We start from the raw sequence: 23,694 nt of genomic DNA on the forward strand, positions 1-23,694 counted from the left end.
ACACGCCCCCGCTATCTTTCGAACAAACGCGCTACTCGGGGCTGTTCAGGCCAGATTTCCAGCCTGCGAGCGGGTACTTTGCGTTGAACGGCGTGTAGTTGACGGTGTATGTTCCCTCGGCAATCGGAGCCTGATAGCACTGCACCCCACTGGTGGTTTGCCCAAGCAGAACGGACCCGTCCCAGCGCGGAAATGCGGAAGGCTGCGCGTACTCCATCTTTTGTCCAGTTGGGGGTGAGAAGCGAGAAGTTGCAAGCCGCGTGCCAGGCAGTAGCTCGAAAGCTGGGGGTTTCATAGCACACGGCCCGTCAAAGGACCCAGTAGGCCCGCCGTGCTGGAAACATCCCAGAATCTGTGCCTGAAGATTTGGCCGCTGAGAACGCGAGACTACGTCGTGAACATCAAGAGCTACGCGACACTTACGAGCTGCTGAAAGCTGCCGCAGCTTTTTCGCGTCAGAACTGGACCCAAAACGTGGGAAATGATCCGGTTTATCGATGAGTACCGGAGTATTTTCTCTGTCGAGTTCATCTGTAAGACGTTGAAAAATAACCGGGCTGATGGGTTTATCACCTCGCGTGGGTACCGCCAATCCAAGGCCCGTGGGTCATGTGCTCGTCGTCTTCGCGATGCTGTGCTGGTTGAACGCATTAGTGCTGTTCATCGGGATAATTACGGTGTCTATGGTGTGTGGAAAATGTGGCATGCTCGCCGCCGTGACGGAATTGATATCGGTCGTGAACAAACTGTGGGTGGCTGACATTACGTATGCGCGCATTAAGAAAGGTTTTGTGTACGCCGCGTTTGTCACCGACGTTTTACTCCCGCCGGATCGTTGGGTGGGAGTTATCAGATTCCATGCGCACCGAAGCTTTGCCCAGGTGACTATTGCTGCTGCGGTCCTTTGCTTCCTAGTGCCAGCTGGCAAGAACGCAGCTAACCAGGACCGCAAATATCTGCTGGAGTGGGCAGATTCGAAGGATGTTCCCTGGGGTCTTCTTCTGTTCGGCGGTGGCCTGTCGCTTTCGGCAATGTTCTCGGCAACGGGATTGAGCGAATGGGTAGGTCAGCAGGTGAGCGGGTTGCAGTCGCTTCCTCACTGGGTGATCTTGCTTGCAGTGATGATTGTTTCGCTTGCTTTGACGGAACTTACTTCGAATACCGCAACTGCTGCTGCGTTCCTCTCCATCTTTGGATCCGTGGCAGTTGGCCTTGGAATCGACCCATTACTGATGACCGTGACGGTTACGCTGGCAGTGTGCTCCGCATACATGTTGCCGGTTGCTACTCCATCTAACGCTGTGGCGTACGGATCCGGTGAGATTTCGGTTGCACAAATGGCACGTGCAGGCGTGTGGCTGAATTTCATCTCGATCGCAGTCATCATGGCGGTCCTGCACTCGCTGGTACCTCTGGTATTTGGAACCTCAATTAGCTAATTCGAGGAGTGAACAAACGATGAGTGATCTACGCATTGAAAAAGTTGAAACGCGGATTCTAGATGTCCCGCTGTTTAGGCCCCACGGTTTTGCAACGTACACGGCAACGGCGCAGCCGATCTTGCTGGTGAGTGTCACGTTGGAGGGCGGCGTTACCGGTTTTGGTGAAGGCGTGGTGCCGGGTGGCCCGTGGTGGGGTGGGGAGTCGGTTGAGACGATGCAGGTGATCGTCGAAAAGTATCTTGCCCCAATCATGATCGGCCGTGAGGTGCATGACCTGGTTGGCATCCTGCGTGACTTCGAGGGGTCCGTGGCCAACATGCGTTTTGCCAAGGCGGCATGCGATGTTGCCATGCATGATGCGTGGGCGCGGGCGCTGAACGTGCAGGTACGCGACCTGCTTGGCGGTCGCGCGCGGGATGCGGTGGATGTGACCTGGGCGCTTGGCGTGCTCCCGCTGGAGGATGCGCTGGCTGAAATTCAGGAGCGCCGCGAGACACTCGGCACCCGCTCCTTCAAGCTCAAGATGGGTGCGGGCGACCCAGATCGTGACACCAAGCGCATCGCCGAGCTTGCGGCCGCACTCAATGGTGAGGTGGGCTTGCGTATCGACGTCAACGCCCGCTGGGACCGCCTCACCTCCCTGCGCTTTTTGCCCAGGCTTGCCGACGTCGGCGTAGAACTCTTCGAACAACCCACCCCAGCCCACGACCTGGACACCCTGCGCGAACTCACCACCCGCATCGGCGTACCCGTCATGGCGGATGAGTCAGTGTGCTCACCGGCAGACGCCCTGGCCGTGGTGCAGCACAAGGCTGCCGACGTGGTGGCGATCAAAACGACGAAGCTTGGCGGCCTGATCGAATCGAAGAAAACCGCCGCGATTGCCGAGGCCGCAGGGCTTGCATGCCACGGCGCAACCTCGCTTGAAGGCCCGTTCGGTACCGCGGCGTCACTGCACTTCGCGTGCGCGACGCCTGCGATCAACTTCGGCTCCGAGCTCTTCGGCCCGCTGCTGCTGAAGGAGTCCTACACCACCGAAGACCTGGTGTACGAAAACGGCGAAGTCCGCCTGCCTACCGGCCCGGGCCTGGGCCTGGAACCGGATTGGGACAAGGTCAACTTCTTTACGCGCAAATAATCCCGCGCGTTAGGCGGCGATGAACTCGCGCAGGGCCTCGGTGACTTCCTCAGGCACCTCGACGGTAGGAACGTGCGCACCAGCGCTCAGCGTCACCGCTGTCGCAGGCCCAGCCGTAGCCTGACCAATAGCGTGGACCACCTCGGGCGGTGTGGAAGCATCATCAGGTCCAGCGACGGTCAACACCGGGACCTGCACCTTTGCTAGATCCTCAGTGAAATTCCACTTTGCCAACGCATCCGAGCAGGAGGCGTAGCCGATACCGCGCGTGGTTAAAATCATGCGGCGCAACGCGTCGTTGGTGGCGGGGTGGGACTTCGCGAAAGCGTCGCTAAGCCAAAGCCCAACTACCGCATCTGCCATCGGCGCGATGCCCTCGGCGCGAGTGAGCTCCGCACGCGGGTCCCACTTCTCCGGGCCACCGAAATAGGAAGCGGTGCACAAAAACGCGGCCTTTTTCACGCGATCCGAGTTCGCAGCGAGGTATTGCGCAACCGCCCCACCAAGCGAAAGCCCAACCACAATGAACTCCGTCACGCCCGCGCAATCCAGTGTGTCCAGCACGTCCTGCGCCAAGTCCCCAACGGTGGTCTCGCCAGGCGCCACGGTTGGGTCAGAGGAGAGGCCGTGGCCGCGATGGTCAATCGCAATAACCCGGTTCTCTGCCGCCAGCGCGTTCAGCTGCGGCAGCCACATGTCCACCGTCGATGCAATGGAGCCAAGAAAAACAACCGTTTTTTCGGGTTTCGTTGGGCTTGTCGGGTTTGTCGGGCCAAAATCCACGTAGTGCAAAACCGTCATGCACAAAGACTACCCAGCAACAATGCCCACTGCCATCGTATGCAGCGTTGTTTGTGCCTCCGCGAGTTTGCTTGGGCGCTTGGCAAAATCCGCCGCCCGCAGGATCGCGGCGTTGAGTAGCGAGATGTCCACCGCCGACACCCCAGGACAAAATTTGGCCACAATTGTTTGGAAACCGGCATGCACGCGCTGCACCTCCGGGTCCGCAAAGGCCTCCGGAATATGCTGCACCGCCGTCATCAGCTGGCCGTGCGAGCTCTTCGTAAACAGCTCAAGCGTTGCATCGACGTAGGCGCAGATGCGCTCCTTGGGTGCTGGCGGCGCCTGTTGAATCTTCGCCTCAAGCTCCGCGTTCCACTCCTCAGTTGCTGTGATGAGAAGTTGCACCAGCAGGTCGTGCTGCGAGGACGCGTAGCGGTAGATGCTCGGGCGCGCCAGCCCAACCTCAGCGGCAACCTCCGCAAGTGACGGCACCTTGCCGCGGCCCTCAACGATCAACCTTTCCGCAGCCTCAAGCACCGCGCGGTGTTGCATGGCGCGGTGCTCGGCGACAGTCGGCTCTGTGATCTTGGGCATACTCGCCAGTTTACGACGCCTACCGCCCATGACATAACAACGCCGTGTTTCTAAGGTGTGCTGCCGCGTGTCTTGCGCTGCCGTGGGCTTGTGCTGCCGTGCGTCTTGTGCTGCCGCAGGCTTTGTAGCTAAACCCCGAACACAAGACTACGGATAGGCCCTCAAAACATGGCGTATCCGTAGTGTTCCGTTCGGGGTTTGCGGGAGATTCCGTTTCCGGGACCCCGTTTAGTCCCCGAAAACTCGGCGAAAACGGGATTCTTCAATCGGAGTTACTCCCAGAGTGCAGCTGCGGCGGGGCCCGGGGTTGGAGCGGGCGCCGGGGCTGCGGGGAAGCGCTGGAATAGTGCAGGGTCTGTGGGTGCCTCCGAAATTACGAAACGCAAAGTGAAACCGTTTCGAAACGCAAATTGTGCAGGTGGGGCGGGGTGAGTGTCGAGAGGTGAGCGTTGCCGCCAACGGCCAACGTTTTTGCAGTGCCCGGGTGGGCCGGAGCTGACGGTCCAGTTGCTCTTACTTCCAGGTCAGTTGCGCTGACCTTGTGTTTTTATGTCGAGGTGTTTTTATGTCGAGCTCCAGATCGAAACGGGGCAGCACGTTTCGATGTTGGTTAGGGGGCACGGTTGTCTCAGCGCCCGGTTCCCAGGATGGCTGCGGCGAACTCATCTACTCGAGGTCTGTAGGAAATCCGCGGGCTTTGTAGCTAAACCCCGAACACAAGACTACGGATAGGCCCTCAAAACATGGCGTATCCGTAGTGTTCCGTTCGGGGTTTGCGGGAAAACGCAGGAAAGCGCGCCAAACAACGCCGCCCGAGCGCAGCAAACCGCCCCGGCGGGAGCGGTTCAGAGCCCTGCTCAGCTCCTCCACAGCGAGCCACACCTGGATTCGGCCCTCGAGCGGTTACGCTGTGTGCTGTGGTATCTCAAAATGCTCAGAACACCCAGAACGCGCAGAACACGCAGAACGAAGACGCGGATCTGATGGATCGCGTGCTCGCGCGTGTGCTCATGCCGAAGAAGGGCGAGCCGCACGATGTGCGCATGCTGTACCTGATTGAGCAGGAGCGCAATAAGCAGCGTCTGACGTGGTCGGACCGCACGAGCTTCAGCATCCCGGCTGGCAACGAGGTCAGCTTCCAGACGTATTTCAACGCGTTTCCGGCAAGCTACTGGCGCCGCTGGTCGCAGCTGGACACCGTTGTCCTGGCCATGGAGGTTGAGGGCCGCGCGACGGTGTCGGTGTACCGCTCGAAGTACGACGGCACCCGCATCAGCGTGACCAACGTGGACGCCACCGGCTACACGGAGATCCCGCTGAAGCTCAACAACTTCGAGGACGGCGGCTGGCTGTGGTTCGACATCACGGCTGAGGAGGACTCGCTGGTCCGCAACGCTGCGTGGGTTGCTCCGCAGGCTCCGCAGGAGCAGTTGCTTGCCGACGGCACACGCATCGCCCCCCAACCCAAACAAGTAGCAGTGGGCATCCCTACGTTTAACCGCCCCCGCGACGCTGTCAACGCGTTGCATGCGTTGGGTGAGGACTCGTACGTGGGGGCGTCGATAAGCCATGTGCTCATGCCGGACCAGGGCAACCAGCACCCGGCGGACGAGCCGGACTTTAACGAGGCTGAGGTCAACCTCAACGGCAAACTGCAGATCTTCCACCAGGGCAACCTCGGTGGCTCCGGCGGCTACTCGCGCATCATGTACGAGGCGCTGAATAGCACCGACGCGCCGTTCATCCTGTACATGGATGATGACATTGCGATTGAGCCGGACTCGATCGTGCGCGCGGTGCAGGCGGCACGCTACGCCAAGCAACCGATTCTGGTGGGCGGGCAGATGCTGAACCTGCAGGATCGCTCGCAGCTACGCACCACGGGTGAGACGGTGGACGCGAACATCTTCATGTTCTCCGCCGCGAAGCACGCCGTGTACGACCACGACTTTGCCAAGTACCCACTCGGCTACGTGGGTACGGAGGAAGAGGACCTGGATCCGCGCAAGACCACCTCGCGCCCGCTGCATCGCCGCATCGACGTGGACTACAACGGCTGGTGGATGAACCTCTTCCCGCGCGTCGTCGCAGAGAAGATGGGCCTGCCTCTGCCGCTGTTTATCAAGTGGGACGACAACGAGTACGCCCTGCGCGCCAAGGAAGCAGACTTCCCAACGGTGACCTGGCCGGGCGTTGCCATTTGGCACATGGCGTGGGCGGATAAGGACGACGCGATTGATTGGCAGGCGTACTTCCACATGCGCAACCGCCTGATCGTAGCCAGCATCTACGGCCCGGAAAACCCAAAGGCGATGCTGAAGAACATGCAGAAGTCCACGCTCAAGCACTACTTCTGCATGGAGTATTCGACGATCGCTATCCAAAACGAGGCGATGCGCGACTTCCTTAAGGGCCCGGACCAGCTCTTCGACATCCTGGAATCCTCGTTACCTCGGATTCAAGAGATCCGTAAGGAGTACTCGGATGCGCAGGTTCTGCCGTCTGCAACCGAACTGCCGGCGCCCACCGGCGCGCCGGGCGTGCCCACCAACAAGCTTGGCGGGCGCCTGGCCAAGGTGAAGAAGATCCCGTGGGCGGCGAAGGCGTTGCTGCACTTGCGTAAGGAGGAAGACCGTGCCCACTGGGAAGCACCGCAGCTGAACCTGACCGCGGAGGAGGCTCGCTGGTACACGCTGGCACGTGTGGATTCCGCAACCGTGTCCACCGCTGGTGGTACCGGCGTGGCGTTCCGCAAGCGCAACAAGAAGTTGGCGGATCAGCTGGTGGAGGAGCAGAAGCAGCTGCGCGCTGAGATCAAGGAGCGTTGGGCTGAGCTGAGGCGCACGTATCGTGAGGCTCGCCCGGAGCTGAGCAGTCATGAGAACTGGGGGAAGATTTTTGATGCTCAATAAGGAAACCGACCTGTTGGTCGCCATCCAGGACGCGTTGTACTGCCCATCCACCGTCAAGGGTGCACGTGCGTTGAGCCACTTCGGCGAGCACGACCTTGGTTGGTTGGCGCTCGCGGCGACGGGCGCTGTTGCCAGTGCCGCGGCTGGGGAAAAGGCGAAGAGTAGGAAGTGGGTTGCGTTGGGCGTGGGTACGTTTGCGGCGCATGCCGCAACAGTGGTGCTCAAGCGCATCGTGCGTCGCCCGCGGCCGAACGATTCGCGGGTGAAGATTGGCGTGAAGACGCCTTCGCAGCTGTCGTTTCCTTCCTCCCACGCCGCAAACACGGGTGCCGCTGCCGTGCACTTGGTGGACATCACCGGAAAGAAGTGGCCGTGGCTTTTGGTTCCGGTGATGATGTTGTCGCGTAACGTGCTGGGCGTGCATTACCCAACTGATACGCTCGCCGGCGCAACGTTGGGTGCGCTGTCAGCAAAGGTTGTGATTGAGGGAGAAAGGCGAACGCGATGACTTTGCCCCCAGAGCCGCTTCTCAGGCCTGAGCCGCACACGGCCGGGGTGGATGTGGTGGTGTCTAAGACGCCGCCGAAGAACGTTCCGGATGCGATGATCAAGGGGCTTCGTCCCAAGCAGTGGGTGAAGAACGTCCTGGTGCTGGCCGCTCCGCTTGCGGCTGGTTTGGATACGTTGCATGCGCGCACCTTTGTGGATATCGCGTTGGCGTTTGTGGTGTTCTGCTTCGGCGCCTCCTCGATTTACCTGATCAATGACGCGCGTGATGTGGAGTCGGATCGTCAGCACCCAACGAAGCGTTTCCGCCCGATTGCCTCGGGCATGCTGCCAATCAATTTGGCGTATGCCATGGCGGTGATCCTGATTGTGCTGGCGGTGGGGCTTTCCTTCTTTGCGACGGACGGCGTTTCCCTCGCCACCGTCATCTCCGTCTACATCGCGCTACAGCTGGGTTATTGCTTTGGTTGGAAGCACATTCCGGTGATTGATATCGCCCTGGTGTCTTCTGGCTTCATGCTGCGCACAATGGCCGGTGGTGTGGCCGCGGGCATTGTGCTTTCGCAGTGGTTCCTGCTGGTTGCGGCGTTTGGTTCGTTGTTTATGGCTTCGGGTAAGCGTTATGCGGAGCTGATTTTGGCGCAGGAGACTGGTGCGAAGATCCGCAAGGCGCTGGAGGGTTATACGCCGACGTATTTGCGTTTCGTGTGGACCTTGTCTGCTGCCGCCGTGGTGATCTTCTACGCCCTGTGGGGTTTTGAACTGTCTGCCGCCGTGGGTGGTGCGCCGGCGTTGTGGTACCAGATCTCCATGGTGCCGTTTGTGATTGCGATTCTGCGCTACGCCGCTGAGGTTGACGGCGGCCGTGGTGGCGCGCCTGATGAGATCGCTTTGGAGGACCGTGTGCTGCAACTGCTGGCTGCGGCGTGGCTGGTGTGCATCGCTATGGCTGTGTACGTGGCGCCTGCGTTGGGTGGGACTGCACTGTAAACATGCGGTCTGAAACGATGCGGTCTCAGGAGAGGGTTTCGCTCTACGTTGCCACCGTCATTGCGGCGGTGTTGGCGTTTTGGGGTGGCTGGAATCGGCGTTGGATGTCAGATGACGGGCTGATTGTGCTGCGCACCGTTCGTAACCTGCTGGCTGGCAACGGGCCGGTGTTCAACATCGGGGAGCGTGTAGAGGCCAACACGTCCACTCTCTGGCAGTACCTGATTACCGCGTTTGCGTGGGTGACCGGTGGGCGTTTGGAAGACATCGCAACGTCGCTCGCCTTGACGTTGACTGTCCTTGCCGCGGGCGTTGCCACGTATGCGTCGGGCAGGCTCTGGCAGCGAAGCGCGTTGCAACCGCTTCCTGTCGTGCCGTTTGGCATTGTCATCTACCTGGCGCTGCCGCCGGCGCGCGACTTTGCCACCTCTGGTTTGGAGTGGGGCCTGTCGCTGTTCTGGATGGCCACGTGGTTTGCGCTACTTGTAGATTGGGCAACGCCCGCCCGCCGCGCCATGCCCGGCGCCGGTTACCTGCTGGCGTTTTGGGCGGGGCTTTCGTGGTTGGTGCGCCCTGAGCTTGCGCTTTACGGCGGGCTGACCGGTATCGTGTTGCTCGCGTTTTCCCCGCGCAAAACGTTGGGAATCTTGGCCGCCGCGCTGCCTGTCCCGGCCGCGTATCAGATTTTCCGCATGGGTTACTACGGCCTGCTCACTCCGCATACGGCGGTGGCGAAGTCGGCGTCGGATAGCCAGTGGGTCCAGGGTTGGGTCTACGTGCGTGACTTTGTGGACCCGTACGTGTTGTGGCTGCCGCTTCTCGTCGCGTTGGTAACCGCCGTTGGTCTGGTGGTGGCCAGGGGGGTGGCGCGTGGACGTCGACAAGCAATTGTCCTGCTCATCGTGGGTTGCGCCTTCGTTCATGTGCTGTATGTCACCCGTGTCGGCGGCGATTTCATGCACGGCCGCATGTTGCTGCTTCCCCTGTTTGCCCTGCTGCTGCCGTTGATGACGGTGCCGTATTCCCGCAAGGTCGCCGTCGGCGTCACCATCGTTGCGGTGTGGGCGACCGTGATCGTGTTCCGTGGGCATGAGGCGGATCCGGCGAAGTTCAACCGTCCTAACGCAGAGCTTGGGATTGTAGACGAGCGCAGTTTCTGGACTGCCGCCCTCGGCCGCGAGCAAGGTGACGCCCCCATGTACGCCGAGGACTTCCTCACCTCACCGCTGATGGTGAGCTATGAGCCCGTGCTGCGCCAGGCGCTGAAGGATGACGCGGCGCAGATCGCGCTGGTGCGCACCTCGCAAGATCCGTTGACGTACGAGTGGTACCCGCGCGAGCGCATGCAGGAAGACTCGGACCTACAAAACCTGGGCACCACGGTCTACTGGATCAATCTGGGCATGACCAGTATGAACGCTTCTTTGGATGCGCGCATCCTGGACACTGTTGGCCTTGCCACGCCGCTTGCCGCCCGCATGCCGCGCGACCCAGACGGCCGCGTGGGGCACGACAAACAGCTTTCCGCCGAGTGGCAGGTTGCTGATAGCGCCGTTGACCTCAGCCAGCTTCCGGAGTGGATTGATGCAGAAACCGCCCGCCAGGCCCGCGCCGCGCTGCGCACCCCGCAGATCGCCGAACTGCTCGCCACCTCGCGCGAGCCGATGAGCCGCGAGCGCTTCCTGGCCAACCTTCGCTACAGCATTGGCCCAGGTAGGAGCCTTATGCTTGACGACGCCCCCACGCACTACCTCAACCCCACCACCCTTAGCCAAATACGCAACGGCGCCGATGTGGGGTTGAAGCCAAACGGCAATCAGATCGCTTGGTGACTTATTGTTTGGTAAGGTTCTGTGAATGTTGCGATCACAGACCCGCCGCTCACCACTGGCGCTTCTCACTGCTCTGCTTACTGTCCTGTTGACGTTTGTTGTCACCTTCGTCGTGCCGCCGCAGGCCTCGGCCGCAAACCGTGATTGGTTGCGCCCGGATTCCACCGGCCACTGTGAGTGGGACGGCGTTGGTTTTTGGGTGCAGCGTTGCACGGTCTGGTCGCCGGCAATGAACCGCCACATCACGGTGCAGATCCAGCCGGCCGCTCGCGGCGGCAACGCGGGTCTGTACATGCTCGACGGCCTGCGCGCCCAGGAAACCTCCAACGCCTGGGTAGTAGATGTCAACGCCGCCCAAACCTTCGTTGACAGCAACATCACCCTGGTCATGCCGGTTGGCGGCCAGTCCTCCTTCTACACGGACTGGAACGCGCCTGCCACCTATGATTTCAACAGCCCGGTGACCTACAAGTGGGATACGTTTTTGACCAAGGAGCTTCCGCCGTACCTGCAGCAGCACTTCGGTGTGTCGCCGACCAACAACTCCATCCTGGGCCTGTCCATGGGTGGCACCGCCGCGATCAACCTTGCGGCGCTGCACCCGGAGATGTTCCGCCAGGTGTTGAGCTTCTCCGGCTACCTCACCACCACGATCCCGGGTGCGCAGACGGCGTTGCGCCTCGCGCTTCTCGACGGCGGCCTGTACAACCTCAACGCCATGTGGGGCTCCATCCTGAACCCGCGCCGTTACGAGAATGACCCGTTCCTTAACATGGGCAACCTGCGCGGCAAGGACGTCTACGTCTCCGCTGGCTCCGCGACCCCGGGCCCGGCGGACGCGAAGTATCTGCCTGAGCACCAGGCCGCCGGCATCGCGCTTGAGGTCGTGGCGAACTTCACCACCCGCATGTGGAGCGCAAAGGCAACCGCCACCGGCGTCCAGCACACCGCAGTGTTCACGCCGACCGGCCTGCACAACTGGGACCAGTTTGGTACGCAGCTTGAGGCGAACAAGGCGCGCATCCTCGACGTGATGAACGCCTGGTAGCCCCGGCCCGACTGGCCCCGGCCCGCTCCCGGCTCCTGTGGCCTCTGCAATCCGCCCGGCTCCTGTGGCCTCTGCAGCCCGCCCGGGTGCTGGGGGACCTTTTTTCAATTGCGGCGGCATGTTGCCAAACCGGGGATATCTGCCGCAATTGCCAGCTACCCCACAGGAACCGCCCACGCTGCTCCACCGCGCCCACCGCGCCCCGCTGCGCTCACCGCACTCACCGCGCTCACCGCGCCCCGCTGCGCTCACCGCACTCACCGCGCCCCGCTGCGCTGATCTTTGTTGCATCGGTTTCGTTAACGTGACTTGCGCTTTTGTATTTATCTTCTCGCAGCTAGTTTCGACCTGCTAGACGGCATTGAACATGTCTCATGTCTCATTGGACAGAGGAAGCCGTACACCTTGGCTGGTATTTCGCCAGCGACCACCGAGACCACCGAGGCCGTCGAGACTGCCGAGACCGCTGAGACTGCCGAGACCGCTGAGACTGCCGAGACCGCTGAGAGGGGTCACTAGCATACAATGCAAAAAACGTGCTGAGTCAAGACAACTGACCTGGGGAAATATAGGACTAAAATCCTTATCTGCTAGTGGGGAGGGCATGGCCGTCCCCGGCAAGGCTCCGGCCACGTCTTAAACTTGCCAATTGCCTGGCAGTCAATGCAACTATCCCCGGTTTGGCAACATGCTGCCGCAATTGAAAAAAGGTCCCCCACTGGTCAAGGCCGACTTAAGTCTGGGGCTTAAGTCTGGGGCAACACCGGGCCGGGGCTGAACCCGACCAGGGCCGAACCCGACCAGAGCCAACAAGTCACAAAAACAACAAAGACAACAAAAAATAACAAGAAACATCACCTGTCTCCGGCGTGTCACCCTCCTCAAGTTTCAAGTGAAACTTAACCTTTGTGGGACTGACCCCTGACGAGAGGCTGATTCCCATGCGCGACTTCCGCACCCGCCGTATCTTCGCGGCCCTTGCTGCAACGGCCGTAGTTACCCCGCTGATGATGGCGCCGAATGCGGCGGCGCAGTCTTCGGACCTGTCCAGCGCCATTGGTTCTTCCAACGGCATCAGTGACGGACTGCGTCCGTCGGACCCGCCAAAGCGCACGCCGATTGAGGTTGACAAGAACCCGCAGATCCCGAATCTGCCGGAGGGTGTGTCGGTGGATCGTATTGAGTGGTTGACGCAGCGTCGTGTAGCGGTGTTCATCAAGTCCGCTGCTATGCCGGAGCAACTGATGCAGGTGCAGATCCTGCTGGCGCGTGATTGGCACTCCAACCCGGGCGCGAAGTTCCCTGAGGTGTGGGCGCTCGATGGTCTGCGCGCGCGTGATGATGAAAACGGTTGGACCATTGAGACCAACATCGAGCAGTTTTACGCTGACAAGAACGTTAACGTGATCCTGCCGGTGGGCGGCGAGTCTTCCTTCTATGCGGACTGGCTGCGTCCGGATAACGGCAAGAACTACAAGTGGGAGTCGTTCCTGACCAAGGAGCTCGTCCCGATTTTGAACAATGAGTTCCGCTCCAACCATAAGCGCGCTGTTGTGGGTATCTCCATGGGCGGCACTGCTGCGATGAACTTGGCGGAGCGCAACCCGCACTTGTTCGACTTTGTTGGTTCTTTCTCGGGGTACTTGGACACCACGACCACTGGCATGCCGAGTGCGATCAGGGCTGCGCAGATGGATGCTGGCGGTTACAACACTGATGCGATGTGGGGTCCTGCGGGCTCGCAGGCGTGGGTGGACCACGATCCGAAGCTGGGCATTGAGGCTCTTGAGGGCAAGGTTGTCTACGTTTCCGCTGGCTCGGGCCGTGATGATTTCGGTTCTGCGGAGTCAGTGGCTAAGGGCGCGGCAAACCCGGCGGGTAAGGGCCTTGAGGTTATTTCCCGCCTGTCTACGCAGACGTTTGTGGAATACGCGAGCCGTACGAAGGTGAAGCCGATTGTGCGTTTCCGTCCGTCGGGTGTGCACTCGTGGGAGTACTGGCAGTTCGAGATGGCGCAGGCGTGGCCGTACATTGCGAATACGTTGAACTTGCCGGAGGGTGATCGCGGTGCGCAGTGTGTACCGATTGGTGCGATTGCTGAGGCGACCCAGTCCGGTGTCATCGGTAATTGTGTGAATGATGAGTACGTGGTGGCGGAGCAGGGTCGTGCGCAGGACTTCCGTGGTGGTACGGCGTTCTGGTCGCCGGAGACTGGTGCGCATGCGTTGTTCGGCGCGATTTTGGCGAAGTACAACGGCCTGGGCGGCGCCACGGGTTGGTTGGGCTTTCCAACCACGGGTGAGCTGAAGACACCGGACGGCAACGGACGTTTCGTGCACTTCCAGAACGGTTCGATCTACTGGACGGCTGAGACTGGCGCGTACGCAATCCCTGGCGACATGTTCAAGGCTTGGGGTGAGAAGGGCTATGAGACTTCCACGTTGGGCTACCCGGTGGCTGAGGCAACCAAGGTTGGCGAGGGCTACGTGCAGAAGTTCCAGGGCGGTTTCTTGACCCGTAACCCGGATGGCAAGAACTTCCTGGTCTTTGGCAAGATCGGCGAGAAGTACGGCGAGATGGGTGCTGCTACCAGCGCGCTTGGTTTCCCAACTGGCAATGAGATTGCCATCAAGGGTGGTTTCTTCCAGCAGTTTGAGAAGGGCAACATTTACTGGAGCCCGCAGTCTGGCGCGCACGCCATTTTCTACGGTGACATTTTCAACGAGTGGGGCAAGCGCGGCTATGAGCAGGGTGAGCTGGGCTGGCCGACTTCGGATATGAAGGACATCCCGGCTGGCGGCTTGACCATTGATTTCCAGCACGGTTCGCTGGATCAGGTCAATGGTGTGGTGATTGCGAGGAAGCGATGAGGGCTTTTCGCTTAACGACGCTCACGTGCACCCTCATCCTCGCCCTGCCCTTGGCCGCCTGCGGCGGCTCGGCGACGGTGTCGAAAACTGACGCGCCTGTGACCAGCACCGAATCAAGTGCTGCAACCTCTGCGACGGAAACTGCACGTGCCACGAGCACGGTGAATCCGGCGCCGGCGCAGTCGGCGGGGCCTGTTGATAAGCCTGCAAGCGCTATTGAGACCTTGCCTGAGCAGGCAAGCCAATTCTCCGCGGAGGAGCAGGCTTATCTGGATTACTTAAGCGAAAACGGGCTCAACTTTGCGGGGGTTGAGGATCAACTCACAGCTACGGGTCATAACGTTTGCGCAGATGATTTGATCACTCGCGACGCGGTGGCCGGCCAGCTGGTTGAGCAGCGACGTACGGATATGACTCCGGATGCGCTTAGCCAGCTGATTGAGGACGCCGCTCGCGCTAACCTTTGCTAGGAGCGCCCATGCGCAAATCGCGCAATGTGTTTACTGTTGCCGCCGTACTTGTTGTGGTGGCGTTGATTGGCCTCGGTATTTTTCAGTGGCAGAAGCCGGGGGGTGTGCCGTCGTCAGGCGAAGGCCCTGATACTGACACCGGTGAAACAACGCAGGCTGCCCCTCCTGAGCCCGAGTGGTGCCCGGCGGTGGAGTTTGTCTCTGTGCCGGGTACGTGGGAGTCGGCTGCGGATGATGATCCGTTTAACCCGCAGGCGAACCCGGCGAGCTTCATGCTGTCTATTACGCGCCCGCTGCAGGAGCGCTATGACATTGGGCATGTTCGTGTGTTCACCGTGCCGTACACGGCGCAGTTTAGGAACATTCAGACAGACCACGGGCGCCGAGAGATGTCTTATGACGACTCTCGTGCAGAGGGCTTAGCCAAGCTGAACGGTGAGCTGAGCTTTGTGGCTGAGCAGTGCCCGAGCACCAAGTTCATCATCGCGGGCTTCTCCCAAGGTGCGGTGATTGTTGGTGATGCCGCGGATGCGATTGGTACGCGCACCGGCGCGATTGAGCCGGAGCGTCTGTTGGGCGCGGTGATGATTGCGGACGGGCGTCGTGAGAACGGGGTAGGCGTGAACCCTGGTGTGGAACTTGCTGGTCAGGGTGCGGAAATTACGATGCAGCCCTTCCAGGCTGTGGTGAACCTGGCTACCCCGGGGGCGACGATGACGGGGCCGCGTGAGGGCAAGTTTGGTGAGGTAGCGGACCGGGCGTTTGAGATCTGCGCGCCAAATGACTCGGTGTGTGACGCACCTTTCGCTGTGGGTAACGCCATTGATCGGGCGAGCGATCTATTGCTTGCAAGCGGTAACCATGCGCTTTATGCGTCCAATCCGGATGTAATTCCGGGTACTACCGTGCCGCAGTGGACGCTCAGTTGGGCTACGTCTACGATCGATACTTTGTAGTACAAAACTATCTCACGTTTAAGGAGTCCTATGGATATCGGCAGCATCATCCAACGCTTCCTCGATGACAAGGGTCAGGTCAATATCCCACCGGGATTCACTTTGCCAGCACTGACCGAAATGCTGTACCAAGCGGGCGAAAAAGAAAACGTCAACGTTCGCTTCTGGGACTACTCGCAAAACCCTGATGGTGACAATGTTGCCTACACCCGCCGCGAGGCCAATACACGCATCAAGGCTATTGCTTCCCGCCTGATGCAGGTGGGCCAGCCGGGGGACCGCGTGGCCATCCTGGCGAGCAACTCGCCGGAGTACATCTTCGCGTTCATGGGCGTGCTCTACGCCGGCCAGGTGCCGATCCCACTGTATGACCCGAATGAGCCGGGCCATGAGCAGCACCTGAAGGCTGTGCTGCATGACTCGCACGCGCAGACGGTGCTGACCAACAAGCAAGGTGCGCCGGCAGTGCGCGAGTACTTCTCGGCGCTGCCGGCTGCAAAGCGCCCGCGCGTGATCACTGTGGATGCGTTGCCGGATACGCTCGCTGAGTCCTTCCAGCCGCCGGCAGTAGACCCGGCTACCGCCCTGGACACCGCGCACAACACGGCGTTTCTGCAGTACACCTCCGGCTCCACCAGGAACCCGGCGGGTGTGATGCTGACCAATGAGTCCATTGTTACCAACGTCATCCAGATCTACACCGCGGCGCAGATCAAGGAGCCGATGCGCATTGTGTCCTGGCTGCCAATGCACCATGACATGGGCATCATCCTGGCAACGCTGGCCATGGTGTTGGGCGATGAGTTTGAGATCTTCAGTCCGCGCGATTTCATCCAGCGCCCGGAGCGTTGGATGGAGCGCCTTGACCGCCGTGCCGAGGATCCGGAAGACATGCACATCTACACCGTGGCGCCGAACTTCGCCCTTGAGCTTGCCGCCCGCTACGCGGGTGAGAAGGACTATGACCTCTCCCAGGTTGAGGCTGTGATCTGTGGCTCTGAGCCGGTGACCAAGTCCAGCGTTGATGCTTTCTTGGACACCTTCACCCCGAAGGGCCTGGACCGCAAGGCGCTGCGGCCTTCCTACGGTCTGGCGGAGGCCACCTTGCTGGTGTCCACCCCGCAGACGGATGAGCGGCCGAAGTTCACCTACTTCGACCGTGAGGCGCTTGCGCAGGGCCGTGCGGAGGAGTCCGCAGATGGTGTGCCGTTTGCGTCCAACGGCCAGCCGGTGCCGCTGATGAAGTTTGCCATTGTGGACACTGAGACCCGCAATGAGCTGGCAGACGGCAACGTGGGTGAGATCTGGGTCCACGGCGCGAACGTGGCCAAGGGCTACCAGGACCGTGATGAGGAAACCGCGGAGACCTTCGGCAACACCATTGGTGAGACGCTGCAGGCAAACCTGCCGAAGGACGGCTGGCTTAACACCGGTGACCTGGGTGTGCTGAAGGATGGCCACCTCTACATCACCGGGCGCGTGAAAGACTTGGTGGTTGTAGCTGGCCGTAACCACTACCCGCAGGACATTGAGGCCACCGTGCAGGAGGCGAGCGAGCACGTGCGCCCGGACTCCGTCGCGGCGTTTGCTGTGCCGGGTGAGAACGTGGAGCGTCTGATTCTTCTGGTGGAGCGTGCTGACACGGCAACTGAGGAGGGTGATGCGGCCGCAGAGGACGCGATCCGTCTCGCGGTGACCAACAAGCACGGTATTGCGCCTTCTGTTATTGAGTTCTACCCCCCGAATGGCATTGCGCGTTCCTCTTCTGGCAAGATCGCTCGCCGCGTAAACGCTAAGAAATTCATGGAGCGGTAATAAGGTCTGTGTGTATGACTGAACACGAATTGATCCAATGGCTCGAGCAGTGGGTAATGAAAACAACGGGGGAGACCACCGTTGACCCCGTCAAGCCGCTTGAGTCCTACGGACTTTCGTCTCGGGACGCTGTCATTTTGTCCGGTGAGCTGGAGACCCTCCTGGGTCGCCGCCTGGACCCCACGATTGCGTACCAATATCCCACGATCGCGGAGCTTGCGCGGGCGTTGACGGTGGTGCCTGAGAGGGTGTTGCGTGGGCGTCGGCAAGCAAATCTAAGCTCCCCCGCGCAGCGCGACATTGCGATTGTGGGTGCGGCCGGCCGATTCCCGGGCGCTGCCAACACCAGCGAGTTTTGGCAGCTGCTTATTAACGGCCGCGTGAGCACCTCCCCACTGCCCCCTGGGCGCTGGAGCGAGTACTCGGGCGATGCGTACCTGAAAACCAAGATGGCGGAGGAATCCACCGACGGCGGGTACTTGGACGACATCGCCAGCTTTGACAACGAGTTCTTCGGGCTGTCGCCGCTGGAAGCGCAGCACATGGACCCGCAGCAGCGCATCATGCTGGAAACAGCATGGGAGGCGCTGGAGGATGCACACATTCCGGCCGACAGCCTGCGTGGCACACCGGTAGGTGTATTCGTGGGTTCGAGTGCGAACGATTACGGGATGCTGATGGGCGCGGACCCAGCGCAGGCGCACCCCTATGCGCTCACCGGAGCGTCCAGTGCGATTATCCCGAACCGTATTTCTTACGCCTTTGATTTCCGCGGCCCCAGCATGAACGTGGACACGGCGTGCTCTTCTTCGCTGGTGTCTACTCACCATGCGGTGCGCGCGTTGCGTGAGCACGAGTGCGACGTGGCGCTCGCTGGTGGCGTGAACGTGCTGGCCAACCCGTTTGCGTCGTTGATGTTCTCCGAGCTCGGCGTGATTTCGCCGACCGGCACGATCAAGGCGTTTTCTGATGACGCGGACGGCATCGTGCGCTCCGAGGCTGCAGGTTTTGTGGTGCTCAAGCGCGTGGCGGACGCGATTGCGAACGGCGACAACATCATCGCCGTGATCAAGGGCTCTGCCACCAACTCGGACGGCCACTCCAACGGCCTGACCGCGCCGAACCCGGACGCGCAGGTCGACGTGTTGGAGCGCGCCTACGCGGATGCGGACATTGACCCGGCCGACGTGGACCTTGTTGAGGCCCACGGCACCGGCACCATCCTGGGCGATCCGATTGAGGCAACTGCGTTGGGTCGCGTTTTGGGCCGCGACCGCACGCCGGCCAACCCCGTGCTGTTGGGCTCCGCTAAGTCCAACATCGGCCACTCAGAGTCCGCCGCAGGTGTGGTGGCGCTGATCAAGGTGCTGGAGGCGTTTAAGCACGACACGATTCCGGCAACTGCGAACTTCAACGGCCCGAACCGTTACGTGGACTTTGACGCTGAGCACATTGAGGTGGTGGCTGATCCGCGCGAGTGGCCTCGCTACTCCGGGCGCAGGGTTGCTGGCGTCTCCGGCTTTGGCTTCGGTGGCACCAACGCGCACGTGGTGGTCACGGATTTTGATCCGGCGGACTACGAGGATGATGCGGCTGTTTCCGCTGTTTCTGGCGCCAAGAGCACCGGCTTTGCTGGCCTTGACGTAGCGGCGCTGCCGGTATCCGGCATGTTGCCAAGCCGCAGGAAAGCCGCAGCTGCATCCCTGGCTGACTTCCTGGAGGGCCGCTCGGACGCTGATCTGATTCCGGTCGCGCGTTGCCTGGCTAAGCGCAACCATGGGCGTTCTTCCGCCGTGGTTACTGCTAGCACGGTGGATGAGGCGGTGAGCCGCATGCGTCTGATTGCTGAGGGCAAGGGCGCGGGTCTTGCCGTGGCGGATTCCCCGGAAGCACTGGGGCCGGTGTTTGTGTACTCCGGTTTTGGTTCGCAGCACCGCAAGATGGCGAAGCGTTTGATGGAGGCCAGCGAGCTGTTCGCCACCCGTATGCGTGAGCTGGATGAGGCAGTGAGGTTCGAATCCGGCTGGTCCATGATCGAGCTGATTGATAACGACGAGCAGACGTACGACACCCAAACCGGCCAGGTGACCATCACCGCCATCCAGATCGCTCAGACGGACCTGCTTGCAAGTATGGGCATCCGCCCGTCTGGGGTGATGGGCATGTCCATGGGCGAGATCGCCGCTGCCTATGCCGCAGGCGGTATCACGGATAAAGACGCGATGCTAATCGCCTGCCAGCGTGCCCGCCTGATGGGCGAGGGCGAAGCCCTAATCGCCGACACTGATCAGGAAGGCGCGATGGCCGTGGTGGAGCTGGCCGCAGACCAGCTCGCCGACATTGAGGGTGTGGAGGCCGCTGTCTACGCAGGCCCGGGCATGACCACGGTCGGTGGTCGGAGCAAGGCCGTCGATGCCCTAGTGGAGAAGCTCACCGCTGAGGAGAAGTTCGCCCGCAAGCTCAACGTGCGCGGTGCGGGGCACACCTCCATGTTGGATTCCATCATGGGTGATCTAGCTGGCGAGATTGCTGGCATTGCGGCTCGCCCGGTCACGGTGCCGCTGTTTTCCTCCGTAGACCAGGGCGTGACGTACCCGGTCGGCTCCGTGGTGCACACCGATGAGTATTTCCTGCGCATGACCCGCCAGCCGGTGTACTTCCAGGACGCCACCCAGGCGGCCTTTGATGCTGGGCATTCCACGTTGGTGGAGATCACCCCGAACCCGGTTGCGTTGATGGGCATGATGAACACCGCGTTTGCCGCGGGCAAGCCTGATGCACAGCTGCTGTTCACCACCAAGCGCAAGCTTGATGAGGCCGAGACCCTGCTGGATCTCGCCGCCAAGCTGTACGTGCAGGGCCAGAAGGTTGACTTCACTGGGTTCTACGGTGAGGGCAAGCGTATCGACGCCCCGCATACCATCTTCCAGCGCAACCATCTGTGGACCACGTCGCGTCCGCAGTCGGGCGCTGCTTCGGTGAAGCTGCCTGGTGGCGTGACGGCGTTCTCCGCACCTGCGGATTCGGTATTCAGTCCGTACCAGCTCATCGAGTCCGCCGCGGCAGAGGTACTGCCGGGCTCGCGCGTGGTTGCCACCGAGGAGCATGGCTACCTGCCTGCGGACGGCGAGGTGACCACCATGGTCACCACCACCCTTGGCGGCGCAAGCATTCGGGTATTCGACGGCGACACCTTGATCGCGGAAGGTTTCGCCACCACGTTGGGTACAAACGCCGCACCGCTGGCCGGCGTTGCCGAGGTTGCTGCCTCTGATGCGGATGCGGGGTCTGGCTCCGCCGACGCCGACACCGACGCTGAGGACATTGAGGCGTTCCGTTGGAACCCAGCGGAGGAGACGGTGGAGGAGCGCCTGCGCGCCATCGTGTCTGACTCCATGGGCTTTGAGGCAGAGGACCTGCCGGATGAGTTGCCGCTGATTGATCTGGGTCTGGATTCGCTCATGGGTATGCGCATCAAGAACCGCATTGAGAACGACTTCCAGATTCCCCCGCTGCAGGTGCAGGCGCTTCGCGACGCCTCCGTGGCGGATGTCATCACCATGGTCGAGGACGCCGTAGCCGGAAGGGCTGAGACTGCGCCAGAGGCTGTGGTTGCGCCAGTTGCTGAGAAACCAGCTGCTGTCGGCGGCGGTGTTGGTGTGGCGCCGCGTGATGCGTCGGAACGCATGGTGTTTGGCACCTGGGCGAAGTATGCGGGCGCGGCTGCAGCTGGCGTGACCAGCCAGCTGCCGCAGATCACCAACGAGCAGGCGGAAGAGATTGCCGCGCACCTGACGGAGCGCTCTGGCATTGAGGTCAGCGCCGAGGAAGTGCTGGCCGCGGAAACCTTGGAGCCGTTGGCTAACAAGGTGCGTGAAGGCCTTGAGACCCCGGTGGATGGCAACATCCGCGTGTTCCGCGACGGTTCACCTAATAAGTCGCCGGTGTTTGTGTTCCACCCGGCCGGTGGTTCGAGCTCCGTGTATGCGCCGCTTGCGCGACGCTTGGGCGATGACGTGCCGGTGTATGGCGTTGAGCGCAGAGAAGGATCGCTCGAAGAGCGCGCGACAGAGTACGTGCGTGACATTGAGCGCATCGCGGGTGAGCGGAAGGTAATCCTGGCCGGCTGGTCCTTCGGCGGCGCGTTGGCGTACGAGGTTGCACACCAGCTGGGCAACGAGCGCATTGATTTCATTGCGCTGCTGGACACCACGCAACCGTCGGTGCCGATCCCGCGCACGATGGAGGAAACCAAGGCACGTTGGGGCCGCTACGCCGAATTTGCCAAGGAGACCTACGGCCTGGACTTCGAGGTGCCGTATGAGCTGCTAGAGACCGCAGGCGAAGAGGCGCTGATGGAGATGCTGCGGGAATTCCTCACCAACACGGACGCTTCCGAGCACGGTCTGGCCTCCGGTGTGTTGGAACATCAGCGGGCGTCATTTGTGGATAACCAGATCCTGAACCACCTAGACTTCACCCGCTGGGCGGATGTGACAGTGCCGGTGCTGCTGTTCCGTGCGCAGCGGATGCATGACGGTGCGATCCGGTTGGAGCCCAATTACGCCCACATTGATGAGGACGGCGGCTGGGGCAAAATCGTCCAGGATTTGACCATTGTGCACTTGCCGGGTGACCATCTAGCGGTAGTGGATGAGCCGGCGGTAGGCATCGTTGGCAAGCACATGAACGATTGGATCGAAGGCAAGCGATGACAACCGCTGAAAAACTCGCCGATTTGCGCGAGCGCCTAGACAAGGCGCAGGACCCAGGCTCTGAGCGCTCCCGCAAGAAGCGCGATGACGCAGGTATTACCACGCCGCGCCAACGCATTGCGGCGCTTTTGGACGAAGGCTCCTTCGTCGAGATCGGCGCCCTGGCCCGCACCCCAGGCGATGAAAACGCGGTGTATTCCGACGGTGTTGTGACGGGCTACGGGCGTATCGACGGCCGCCCCGTTGCCATCTACGCCCACGACAAAACCGTCTACGGCGGTTCCGTTGGCGTGACCTTTGGCCGCAAGGTGGTCGAAGTGATGGAGTTTGCCATCAAGATCGGCTGCCCAGTGATTGGCATCCAGGATTCTGGTGGCGCGCGTATTCAGGACGCTGTGACGTCTCTGGCCATGTATTCGGAGATTGCGCGCCGTCAGTTGCCGCTGTCTGGCCGGTGCCCGCAGATCTCCATCATGCTGGGCAAGTCTGCCGGTGGTGCGGTGTACGCACCGGTGACCACGGACTTTGTCATCGCTGTGGATGGGCAGACGGAGATGTACGTCACCGGCCCGAACGTGATCCGTGAGGTTACTGGTGAGGACATTACGTCCGCTGAGCTTGGTGGCGCGCGCCAACAGGAGCAGGCAGGCAATATTTCTGCCGTTGTGGATTCGGAGGAAGAGGCCTTCGAGTTTGTGCGTGACCTGCTGGATCACCTGCCCACTTCCGCGTTTGATGCGGTGCCAACCTTCCCGGCACCTGCGGACGATGAGCTCGATGATGCCCACCTCAACGAGTTTTTGCCGGATGACACCAACGCTGGCTACGACATGATGGACCTGTTGGTCCAGCTTGGGGACGATGAAGAGCTCGTTGAAATCCAATCCAACTACGCCGAGAACCTCATTTGTGCCTTCGGCCGTATCGACGGCAAACCCGTTGGCTTCGTAGCCAACAATCCGATGTACCTCGCGGGGTGTATCGACGCGGATGCCGCCGATAAAGGCGCACGTTTTATCCGTACGTGCGACGCGTACAACATTCCCATCGTGTACGTCGTTGACACCCCTGGCTACATGCCGGGTGTGGAGCAAGAGCGTCAGGGCCTGATTCACCGCGGCGCGAAGTTTGCGTTCGCCGGTGTGGAGGCGACCGTGCCGAAGGTGACGCTGATTGTGCGTAAGGCGTACGGCGGCGCGTATGCGGTGATGGGCTCCAAGAACCTGTCGGGTGATTTGAACCTGGCGTGGCCGACGGCGCAGATCGCTGTAATGGGAGCGGCGGCTGCAGCGATTACATTACAGGGCAAGCAACTCAATGCGATTGAGGACCCGGAGCAGCGCGAGGCAATGAAGAAGATGTTCATGGACTTCTACGACGAGAACATGACATCTCCGTATGTTGCCGCTGAGCGCGGTTTCATCGATTCAATGATCGAGCCGTCCGAAACGCGCCTTGCGTTGCGGCGTGCCCTGCGCCAACTGGCAACCAAGCAGGAATTCGACCTGCCCAAGAAGCACACAATTGCACCCCTGTAACAACTGGAGAAACCCAGTAAGAAAGGTTTTCATATGCTTTCCAGCGCTGTAGATATCCTCGGTGACCTGATCAACGGCCTCGTT

The 23,694-nt window shown here is 61.0% G+C and carries 16 protein-coding genes; 13 read left to right on the forward strand and 3 right to left on the reverse strand.

The features are described 5' to 3' along the window. Positions 1-31 precede the first annotated feature (31 nt). A complete protein-coding gene (locus HMPREF3101_RS09520) occupies positions 32-295 on the reverse strand; it encodes a hypothetical protein (protein WP_141737426.1) in 264 nt (87 codons plus the stop codon). A 421-nt stretch (positions 296-716) separates the two neighbouring features. Between HMPREF3101_RS09520 and HMPREF3101_RS09525 the strand changes: the two genes are divergently transcribed. Next, positions 717-1,439: an SLC13 family permease gene (locus tag HMPREF3101_RS09525; protein WP_246816725.1), complete on the forward strand. Its 723-nt coding sequence runs from the start codon at positions 717-719 to the stop codon at positions 1,437-1,439. 19 nt (positions 1,440-1,458) lie between these two features. Further along, positions 1,459-2,580 (forward strand): muconate/chloromuconate family cycloisomerase, encoded by a 1,122-nt coding sequence (locus HMPREF3101_RS09530; RefSeq protein WP_070464872.1) that lies wholly within the window; start codon positions 1,459-1,461, stop codon positions 2,578-2,580. 9 nt (positions 2,581-2,589) lie between these two features. On the opposite strand, the gene HMPREF3101_RS09535 is transcribed toward HMPREF3101_RS09530, so the two are convergent. Both HMPREF3101_RS09535 and HMPREF3101_RS09540 read right to left on the reverse strand, forming a co-directional pair. Further along, positions 2,590-3,381, reverse strand: a complete 792-nt coding sequence (locus tag HMPREF3101_RS09535; protein ID WP_070464874.1) for an alpha/beta fold hydrolase — start codon at positions 3,379-3,381, stop codon at positions 2,590-2,592. A gap of 9 nt (positions 3,382-3,390) precedes the next feature. Then, complete coding sequence (locus tag HMPREF3101_RS09540) at positions 3,391-3,957, reverse strand: TetR/AcrR family transcriptional regulator (RefSeq protein ID WP_070464876.1); 567 nt, start codon at positions 3,955-3,957, stop codon at positions 3,391-3,393. 983 nt (positions 3,958-4,940) lie between these two features. Here HMPREF3101_RS09540 and HMPREF3101_RS09545 point away from each other — a divergent pair. From HMPREF3101_RS09545 to HMPREF3101_RS09595, 11 genes are all read left to right on the forward strand, one after another. After that, positions 4,941-6,869, forward strand: coding sequence for a glycosyltransferase (locus tag HMPREF3101_RS09545; RefSeq protein ID WP_070464970.1), 1,929 nt, complete (start codon positions 4,941-4,943; stop codon positions 6,867-6,869). Next, positions 6,859-7,377 (forward strand): phosphatase PAP2 family protein, encoded by a 519-nt coding sequence (locus HMPREF3101_RS09550; RefSeq protein WP_070464878.1) that lies wholly within the window; start codon positions 6,859-6,861, stop codon positions 7,375-7,377. The genes HMPREF3101_RS09545 and HMPREF3101_RS09550 overlap by 11 nt, the downstream gene beginning before the upstream one ends. Next, the gene (locus tag HMPREF3101_RS09555; RefSeq protein WP_070464881.1) at positions 7,374-8,366 is read left to right on the forward strand and encodes a decaprenyl-phosphate phosphoribosyltransferase; all 993 of its coding nucleotides are present in this window, start codon (positions 7,374-7,376) and stop codon (positions 8,364-8,366) included. The genes HMPREF3101_RS09550 and HMPREF3101_RS09555 overlap by 4 nt, the downstream gene beginning before the upstream one ends. 2 nt (positions 8,367-8,368) lie before the next feature. Then, the gene (gene zomB, locus HMPREF3101_RS09560; protein WP_246816726.1) at positions 8,369-10,198 is read left to right on the forward strand and encodes an arabinofuranosyltransferase AftB family protein; all 1,830 of its coding nucleotides are present in this window, start codon (positions 8,369-8,371) and stop codon (positions 10,196-10,198) included. Between the two features lie 25 nt (positions 10,199-10,223). After that, a complete protein-coding gene (locus HMPREF3101_RS09565) occupies positions 10,224-11,246 on the forward strand; it encodes an alpha/beta hydrolase (protein WP_070464885.1) in 1,023 nt (340 codons plus the stop codon). Between the two features lie 941 nt (positions 11,247-12,187). Then, on the forward strand, positions 12,188-14,116 hold the full coding sequence (locus HMPREF3101_RS09570) for an alpha/beta hydrolase-fold protein (protein WP_070464888.1): 1,929 nt from the start codon (positions 12,188-12,190) through the stop codon (positions 14,114-14,116). After that, complete coding sequence (locus HMPREF3101_RS09575; protein ID WP_070464894.1) at positions 14,113-14,586, forward strand: DUF732 domain-containing protein; 474 nt, start codon at positions 14,113-14,115, stop codon at positions 14,584-14,586. Before HMPREF3101_RS09570 ends, HMPREF3101_RS09575 begins: the two co-directional genes overlap by 4 nt. Before the next feature lie 8 nt (positions 14,587-14,594). Next, on the forward strand, positions 14,595-15,542 hold the full coding sequence (locus HMPREF3101_RS09580) for a cutinase family protein (RefSeq protein ID WP_070464897.1): 948 nt from the start codon (positions 14,595-14,597) through the stop codon (positions 15,540-15,542). Positions 15,543-15,572: 30 nt separating this feature from the next. After that, positions 15,573-17,357 carry a FadD32-like long-chain-fatty-acid--AMP ligase gene (locus HMPREF3101_RS09585; RefSeq protein ID WP_070464900.1) on the forward strand — a complete coding sequence of 595 codons (1,785 nt, stop codon included), beginning with the start codon at positions 15,573-15,575 and terminating at the stop codon, positions 17,355-17,357. Between the two features lie 14 nt (positions 17,358-17,371). After that, the gene (gene pks13, locus HMPREF3101_RS09590) at positions 17,372-22,072 is read left to right on the forward strand and encodes a polyketide synthase Pks13 (RefSeq protein WP_070464904.1); all 4,701 of its coding nucleotides are present in this window, start codon (positions 17,372-17,374) and stop codon (positions 22,070-22,072) included. After that, positions 22,069-23,610, forward strand: a complete 1,542-nt coding sequence (locus HMPREF3101_RS09595; protein WP_070464908.1) for an acyl-CoA carboxylase subunit beta — start codon at positions 22,069-22,071, stop codon at positions 23,608-23,610. Before pks13 ends, HMPREF3101_RS09595 begins: the two co-directional genes overlap by 4 nt. The last annotated feature ends 84 nt before the right edge of the window (positions 23,611-23,694 follow it).

It is taken from the genome of Corynebacterium sp. HMSC29G08, assembly GCF_001806875.1.
GTDB lineage: Bacteria > Actinomycetota > Actinomycetes > Mycobacteriales > Mycobacteriaceae > Corynebacterium.